The organism is Acinetobacter sp. RRD8, from assembly GCF_031844225.1.
In the GTDB taxonomy this organism is placed as follows: Bacteria; Pseudomonadota; Gammaproteobacteria; order Pseudomonadales; family Moraxellaceae; genus Acinetobacter.
The window spans coordinates 1-8,363 of sequence record NZ_JAUZUU010000035.1; the positions used below are offsets into that span (position 1 = coordinate 1).

Consider the following 8,363-nt stretch of genomic DNA (forward strand, 5'->3'; position numbering starts at 1 on the left):
GGTGCGGCTTTATAATTCGCAATAAAATTTAGTCTGCCTAAAGCATTTGTGTTTCCCGCAATCGCTATTTTATTGGTTGCTTGCTTGTTCCCCGCATTAAATTATTATGCTCTTGAAGCATCTGAAAAGTCATTTAACCAAACAACCAATTTTTTAAGTCAGCCAGTACATAAGTTTTCAGCAAATAAAATAACTGTACTTTGGGGCATGTGGTACATGAAAGCCCTATATTTAGCCATAGCAGGTTTAATTGGCTTTGGCATAGCTAAAGCTTTATATCCTGAAGTGATTTAAAAAAATTGGATATTTTTATTTAGAAATTACATTGTATGTTTACAACATAAATTGAGATATATAAAGATGACCCATTGAAATGGGATTAAAAAAAATACTTTATTTTTAATATTATAATTATATGTAGTTCAACTAATGGTGTGATAGGTTTTAGTTATAAACTTATTCATTCAGGAATTATATTGCTGAATAAATAAGTCTAATTGATTTATTTATGCAACCCAACTATTCATTTGATTCATTATTTTTAACTTGTTTTTGTTTAGAATTTTCAACTTTAGAAGCTTTTAAATTCTTTTCAAGAAATAACAAGCCGCCATCTGCATAACTAAAACTTGCGATACTAAAGAATGCACTAATTAACAGTAATTTAGTACAAAATTTATTTTTGAATAGCATGTTTATTTACTCTCATTTAATACTTGTTAGATATTCTAACTTTAAAGAATTAACACCCAGAGGACTCATAAATTACATTCTTGTAATTTTAAAATGTCTCAGGATGGTGTTTAAAGTGCGTGTGATAAATAGAAGTGTAATACAGGAAAATGGTAAGGTTTATCAGCCTAGTCATCTGTCCATTATGTAGAAAGAGCAGCACTTTAATGTTTATGCTGTTCCAATGTATTACATTCCTTACTTTCTATTTGTAACGTAATTTCAGTAATATTATGATTATGTTTTAGAACTTCTAAGGCCTTTTGATAGAGTTGATCTGTATTGCTATTCAGAGCAACCAAATGAGCAGTTAAATGAATATTTTTTGAGGATATAGCCCAGACTTTCAACTGATGAATCCCTTCAACGCCCTCTAGCTTCAATAAATCATTTCTTAACGACTCAATATCAATCTCATCAGGAACTCCTTCAAGCAGAATATTAATACTTTGTTTTAATAAAATCCAAGTTCGAGGTAAGACCCAGAAGCCAATTAACACAGCGATTACGGTATCAACCCACATCCACTGGGTAAAATAAATAACTATTCCTCCGATAATCACGCCTATCGATCCTAGAGCATCACTAAGAACTTCTAAATATGCACCTTTTATATTTAGACTTCCTTCAGCACTAGCAGAAAGGATTTTCATTGAAATCAAATTTACGACCAAACCAATGACCGCGACAATCATCATTTCAACACTTTGAATTTCAGCAGGGTTCGTAAAACGTTGATAAGCTTCATATACAATATATATTGCTACCACAAAAAGCATCACCGCATTAAACAGAGCCGCTAAAATTTCAAATCGCTGATAGCCAAAAGTTCTTTTATCATCTGCGGCTTTTTTACCAATTTTGATAGCGGCAAGAGCAATAGCTAAAGCGGCTACATCAGTAAACATATGAGCTGCATCAGATAACAAAGCCAAACTTTGGGTAATAAAAGCAGCGACAACTTCTACTATTAAAAAAGTAGTCGTTAAACCTAAGGCAACCATTAACTTCTTACTATTTTCTTCAGTAACAACCGCATGGCTATGATCATGATGTTCTGACATAAAATATTTTCCTTATTCTATTTATGATGAGCAGAGATATTGGATAACAGCCAATATCTCTGCTGTAAATCGACTAATCTATTGGATTAAGAAACTTTCTTTTCATTCATCCAGCGGTACAGTACGGGCAATAAAACCAATGTAAGCAGGGTAGAGGAGATAATTCCTCCAATAACCACTGTTGCTAAAGGTCTCTGTACTTCTGCCCCAGTTCCGGTTGCCAAAGCCATCGGGACAAACCCAAGGGACGCCACACAAGCGGTCATCAGCACAGGTCTAAGACGCAAAATTGCACCCTGCCACGTTGCATAATAAAGGTCATATTGTTGTCGCAACTCTTTGATAAAGGTGAGCATGACTAAGCCATTCAGTACAGCCACCCCCGATAGTGCAATGAAGCCAACCCCTGCTGACATGGATAATGGAATGTCACGCAACCACAACGCGATTAAGCCTCCACATAAGGCAAACGGTACACCACTAAAGACCAGTAAGCTTTCTTTGATATTATGGAATACAGCCATCAATAAAATAAAGATCGTCAACAATGCGAGCGGAACCACCAATTGCATACGCGCTTTTGCAGACATCAGATTTTGAAATTGACCGCCATAATCTATCCAATAACCGCTTGGTAATTCCTGTTTGGATAACGTGCTCTGAAGCTCTGTTACGAATGAGCCTAAATCACGTCCTTCTACATTTGCAGTAATAACCACTCGACGTTTACCATTTTCACGGCTGACCTGATTAATACCCAGGATATTTTCAACGCGTGCCACATCTTGCAGTTGGACTAAACCACCATTCGGCAATTGAATAGGAAGTAGCGCTAACTGTTCAGGACTACGCTGGGATTCATCTAGACGGATGACAAAATCAAAACGCTTGTCTCCCTGTAAAATTGTTCCAACATTCTGGCCACCGACACTTGTAGCTACCAGATCCTGAATTGCTCTTACCGACAAGCCATATTGTGCAGCTCTGGACTTATCCACCTCTACATTCAACAAGGGTAAGCCACTGGTCTGTTCTACATTAACGGCTGTCGCGCCTGAAATTGAGTTAATTTTTTGAGAAATTTTATTCGCTTCGCGATTTAGAATCTCCATGTCATCACCAAATAATTTGACACCCACATCACTTCGCACCCCTGAAATTAACTCGTTAAAGCGCAGTTCAATGGGTTGCGAGAACTCACTGTTATTTCCCGGCAATGTCGCTAAGAAAGTAATCATTCTTTGGCGAAGCTCATCAATCGTTTGTTTTGGATCAGGCCATTCATCATGAGGTTTTAACAGTACCACGCCATCTGAAATGTTGGGTGGCATAACATCTGTGGCCACTTCTGCTGTACCGGTACGGGCAAAGATCGCTTTAATTTCAGGAAATTCTTTCAACAGTAACTTTTCAGTATTTTCCTGCATTCTCAGTGACTGTTCTAACCCTGTACTTGGGGAACGCATTTGCTGAACAGCAAAATCACCTTCACCCAGTTGAGGTGCAAACTCGCTACCTGTTTGAGTGGCTAGCACGCCCGTAAGCACTAAAATACAGGCAGCCACAATAGTCACAAATAAACGAAGCTCATAGGCTTTATCTAAAAGCAGTTCATATTTGGTTTTAAGCCAATGCATCCAGCGACTTTCGGTTTCCTTGACTTCTCCAGTGACAAATAGGGCAACTGCGGCTGGCACAAAAGTGACAGATAAAATCATGGCCCCAATTAAAGCCAGTACAACAGTCATTGCCATAGGATGGAAAAGTTTGGCTTCTACACCCGTCAGGGTAAAGATAGGTAGATAAACCACCAAAATAATTAACTGTCCAAAGATGAGAGGACGACGCGCCTGTTTTGCAGCCAAGAAGACTTCTTTAAATCTTTCAGAACGGCTAAGTAAACCACCTTTCAGCTTCTGAGCTTCTGCTAGCCGACGGATACAGTTTTCTACAATAACCACTGCACCATCAATAATAATACCGAAGTCCAGTGCCCCTAAACTCATCAGATTTGCACTAATCTTCTGCTCTGCCATTCCCGTCAAGGTAAACAGCATTGACAGTGGAATAACGCAAGCCGTGATCAGCGCAGCACGGAAATTACCTAGAAAGAGAAATAAAATAACAATGACGAGGATTGCACCCTCAATCAAATTTTTCTGAACGGTTTTGATCGCCCGATCAACCAAATGCGTACGGTCATACACAGTCTCAATCACCACACCTTTAGGTAGCGATTGCTGGATCGATTGCACCTTTTCATCAATGGCTTGAGCAACGGTACGGCTATTTTCTCCCATCATCATCATGGCAATACCCAATACAGTTTCTTCACCATTATAGGTTGCAGCCCCTGTTCTTAAGTCATGACCAATTGAGACATTGGCGACATCTGCCACCCGAATCGGATAGCCGTTTTTATTGGCAATACTGATGTTCTGGATATCTTCAATCGTGTTTAAAGTGCCGGGAACACGAACCGTTAGCTGTTGTCCATTTTTCTCAATATAGCCAGCACCACGGTTTTCATTATTCTCTGTTAAGGCAGTTTGTAAATCAGACAAAGGAATTTGCAATTGTTGCAATCGGTTCAGATCAGGGGCAACCACATAGGTTTTATTAAAGCCACCGATACTGTTGATCTCAGCAACGCCTTTTACGCGCTGTAATTGCGGTCTTACAATCCAATCCTGAATTTCACGTAAATCCATCGCCGAATAAGGGGTTCCATCCGGCTTTTTAGCATTTGGTTCGGCTTTAATCACCCATTGATAGATTTCACCTAAACCTGTCGAAATAGGCGACATGTTAGGTTGCACATCTTCAGGCATTTCTCCCATTGCTTCTTGCAAGCGCTGGTTGATAAGCTGTCTGGCCCAGTAAATATCCGTGCCATCTTCAAAAATGATGGTCACTTGCGATAAGCCGTAGCGTGAAATCGAACGGGTTTGTTCCATTTTCGGCATGCCTGACATGGCATTCTCAATGGGATAGGTAATCCGCTGTTCCATTTCCAAAGCCGTAAAGCCATTGGCTGAAGTGTTAATCTGCACCTGAGTATTGGTAATATCTGGTACAGCATCAATCGGTAACTTTTGATAACTATAAATACCAATAGCAATCCAAGCCGCAATAAACAGCATGACCCAGATTGCGTTATGGATAGAAAACTGGATCAGTCGATCAAACAGTCCTTCAGGTTTTACCGATTCGTGGTCTGGAATTTGAGGAGTTTCAGTGCTCATGTGAAGCCTCTCCTTTTTCCAGCTCGGATTTCAGTAAAAAACTGCCTTGAGCGGCATATTTTTGTCCCTGACTAAGCCCACTCACCACTTCAATCCATTGGCTCTCCCCAGATGATTGCCCTAATTTCACAGGTTGCGGACTGAATTCAACTTTTTGTCCATGCTGAGTGGCGACAAAAACCACATCTTTTCCATCGACATTCTGAACTGCGGACTTAAGTACCCGTAATGCGGTACTTTCACTCCGTTGTTGCAACTGTACGTTCACCATCAAGTTTGGACGTAATTCGGTTGCATTCGATTCAACTTTTGCTCGCACCTGAAGACGACCTGTTTGAATATCCGCTTCAGTATTTAAAGTCTGAATAACAGCTTGATAAACCTTTTCTGTTTGCAAGGATTTAAATTCGATCTTTTGATTCGGGGCTAAGCCCATAATTTCAGAATTTGGAACAATAAATTCAAGCCAGAGTTGATCTAACCGGTCTATCGTAAAGAGTTGATCGGCTAACTGAACATTTTCCCCGAGAACCAAATCCTTTTTACTGATCACGCCAGAAATTGGGGCTTTTAAAATATAGCGCCCGTTACTAGCATTCACTGCACCAAATGCGCTTAAACGTGATTGGGCCGCTTGAACCTGAATTTGTGCCCGTTTATAACTGTTATAAGCCCGTTGATAGTCCTGTTTTGCTGAGATACCCTGTGACCACAATTGACGCTCACGCTCAAAGTCTTGTTTCGCCAGTTCCAGATTGGTTTGTTCAATTTTAAGATTGGCCTGCTGATCAACTAGATCAGGAACAAGCAATGTAGCCAAAGGCTGCCCTTTCTGAACTTTTTGGCCGAGTTCTACATAAACATTTTCTACATGACCGCTAAAACTCGGTGAGACATGCGCTTGCTGATCCGTATTCACATTCAGTTTGGCAGGATAAGAACTTAATTTAACCACCGGACCTTGATCGACCGCTGATAACTGTATGCCCTGTTCCACCAGTTGCTTGGCCGTCAGGCTCACGCCTTCTGCATGCTCTTCGGTTTCACCGCCATGTTCTTCACTTCCATGTTCCTCTGCGCCTTCTTCCTCTGCATGTTCATCTGATGTTTCAGATTTATTCTTACCCGTTAAGATCAAGAAAATACTGAGGAGTACGGTAGCGCCGATGACCAAACTAATCAGTAGGGGTTGAGAGATTTTTCCGCTCTGTTTTTTTAAGCTGTTTTTAAGATCGAACATGTTAATTTCCCCCACCAATGACAGGCATGGCCTGTATGTCTTGCCATAAATTTTGATTGATTTGTGCAATAGCATCTTTCGACATGACTTCACTTGGGCTAATGCCTAAGCTTAAACTTTCTGCTTCGATGGCCTTTTGCCAGCCCTCCCGTAACAACTGGACTTTACGCAGACGGATGTCTTGTAATTGAAGCGTGGCTTGCTGAACATCGGTTAAAGCAAACTTGCCTGCCAAGAAACCTTGTAGCGTCTTACTTTGAACTTGAGTCGCCAAAGGAATTTGAGTCTCGTCAACGACTTTGAATTGCAGCTCTAAACCCTGCAACTCGGTTAAAATTGTGCCTATTTGCAGCGCATTTTGCTTCAGATAAAACTCTTTCTGACGCTCTAATAAGTTCATTTTTTCTTGCGCGATTTTTATGCCATTTTGCTGACGATCGAAAATATTAAGCGGTACACTGACTCCGACTACTAATTGATTTTGTGTGGAGTTTTCCAAGGATTGGGTGCGGTTGACACCTAGGTTTAAAGTGGGGTTAGGACGTGCCTTTGCCCTTAGTTGATCAACCGTTGCTTGAGACTCTAATACCAGTAAAGCTCGATATTTCTCAACGTAGTTTTCCGCTAAATATTCTTGAACCTGCTGATGAGTCGATTTTGGCCAGAGCTTTTGTGAAGAGAGGTTTACCTGCAATGACTTATCAGAGGTTCCCCATAAATTTGATAATTGTTGGGTGGCCACTTGGACTTGTAAGTCGGCCTGTCTAAAAAGACGGATATTTTCAGCATGACTTAAACGTGCGCGATTCACATCTACTTGCGCGATACCGCCCGCAGTAAAGCGCTTCTCGATCGCTTTAAGGTTTTCTTCGCTCACCCGAAGTTGTTCATTGACAATGTTTCTTTCAAGTTCGGCAATGGCCAGTTGTGACCATACATATTTCACTGCAAGCTCAATTTGCGCTTGATAAATCTTCTGCTTCAGTGCTGTTTTATCTGTAGAGAGACTGGCTAATTTTTGGTTTGCTTTTCGCTCACCAAAAATATCCAAGGGTTGTGATATGCCAATGGTAAGCTCTTTTTCATTATTTGAACCAAATCCCGTTTGTTCAACTGACAGTTCAGGATTTTTAAACAGCTTACTTTGCTGAAGATTCGTGGCATTAATGCTGTTTTGCGTTTCCCAGAAATTTTGGGACGATTGATACTGGTTGACCTGATCAATGGCTTGTCGCAGCGTTAAATCTTGAGGACTGGCGACTACAGAAGTACTCAAGCTGATCATTGCTGATAGCAAGACACCTGTACGGAATGCTGACCAGGATAAATTCAGGATAGAAGTATCCTGATATAATTTGTTTTTTGACATGAAATGCCCCACACATAATAAGATTAGGAGTGGTGGGCTTTTATAAGACTACCCCACCAATAGTAGGGGCAAATCAGGAGGGGGTGTTAATTGATTCAGATAAGGGGATTTATAAAAAGTTCTTCCCAAATAAGATGGTGTAAGGACTGTCTCAAAATGAGTTTTAAGCTTCAAATCATCGGGTGGGTCAATCTGAATCACGATTGTATTTGAGAAATGACTGCACTTTTCGTTAAAACAAACCTTCTGACAATAGTCATAAATTTCTTTATAGTTTTCTAAGGAATAAAGTGCTTGACTAGGACTATCACTCTTTTCGTCTAAATCGATTGGATTAGAGAGTATTGAATTGGGTATGTTTGGCATTTCATGCAGACACGCAGCCTCTGCCACACTCCAAATATTCTGGAATGTGAATAAGAGTACCAATATCTGGATTAGAAATGTTTTTCTCTTCATACACAAATCTGTATTTAAAACACCAATAAGAAGCTGTCCAGATCTATCAAAGATCTGATCACAGAATTTGAGTAACCTTAAACTTTTTGCAGCCTTAAGTAAAGATATACAGAATTTTTGAAAAAAGCATAGGTCTAGATAATCAAGCTAGATTTTTTAGAACTCCACATTGGTCAATTGTACATAAGCCATCACAAGTACCTCTTAAATCAGATAATTGTTCAATAAGCTTTTGTTGCTTGATTATATTTTCC

6 protein-coding genes and 1 pseudogene are annotated in these 8,363 nt (G+C 40.0%); 1 reads left to right on the forward strand and 6 read right to left on the reverse strand.

The features are described from left to right. Positions 1–84: 84 nt before the first annotated feature. Positions 85–294, forward strand: a complete 210-nt coding sequence (locus Q9R24_RS14680) for a hypothetical protein (protein WP_228127370.1) — start codon at positions 85–87, stop codon at positions 292–294. Between the two features lie 602 nt (positions 295–896). On the opposite strand, the gene Q9R24_RS14685 is transcribed toward Q9R24_RS14680, so the two are convergent. The 6 genes and pseudogenes from Q9R24_RS14685 to Q9R24_RS14710 all read right to left on the reverse strand — a co-directional run. Further along, positions 897–1,796 carry a cation diffusion facilitator family transporter gene (locus tag Q9R24_RS14685; RefSeq protein ID WP_311204760.1) on the reverse strand — a complete coding sequence of 300 codons (900 nt, stop codon included), beginning with the start codon at positions 1,794–1,796 and terminating at the stop codon, positions 897–899. Between the two features lie 86 nt (positions 1,797–1,882). Continuing rightward, a complete protein-coding gene (locus Q9R24_RS14690; protein ID WP_004781064.1) occupies positions 1,883–5,041 on the reverse strand; it encodes an efflux RND transporter permease subunit in 3,159 nt (1,052 codons plus the stop codon). After that, positions 5,031–6,281: an efflux RND transporter periplasmic adaptor subunit gene (locus Q9R24_RS14695; protein WP_311204759.1), complete on the reverse strand. Its 1,251-nt coding sequence runs from the start codon at positions 6,279–6,281 to the stop codon at positions 5,031–5,033. Before Q9R24_RS14695 ends, Q9R24_RS14690 begins: the two co-directional genes overlap by 11 nt. Position 6,282: 1 nt before the next feature. Further along, positions 6,283–7,650, reverse strand: a complete 1,368-nt coding sequence (locus Q9R24_RS14700) for a TolC family protein (protein ID WP_311204758.1) — start codon at positions 7,648–7,650, stop codon at positions 6,283–6,285. 48 nt (positions 7,651–7,698) lie between these two features. Further along, a complete protein-coding gene (locus Q9R24_RS14705; RefSeq protein ID WP_025465702.1) occupies positions 7,699–8,109 on the reverse strand; it encodes a hypothetical protein in 411 nt (136 codons plus the stop codon). A 142-nt stretch (positions 8,110–8,251) separates the two neighbouring features. After that, positions 8,252–8,363: pseudogene (locus tag Q9R24_RS14710) on the reverse strand (MerR family transcriptional regulator); the annotation flags it as partial.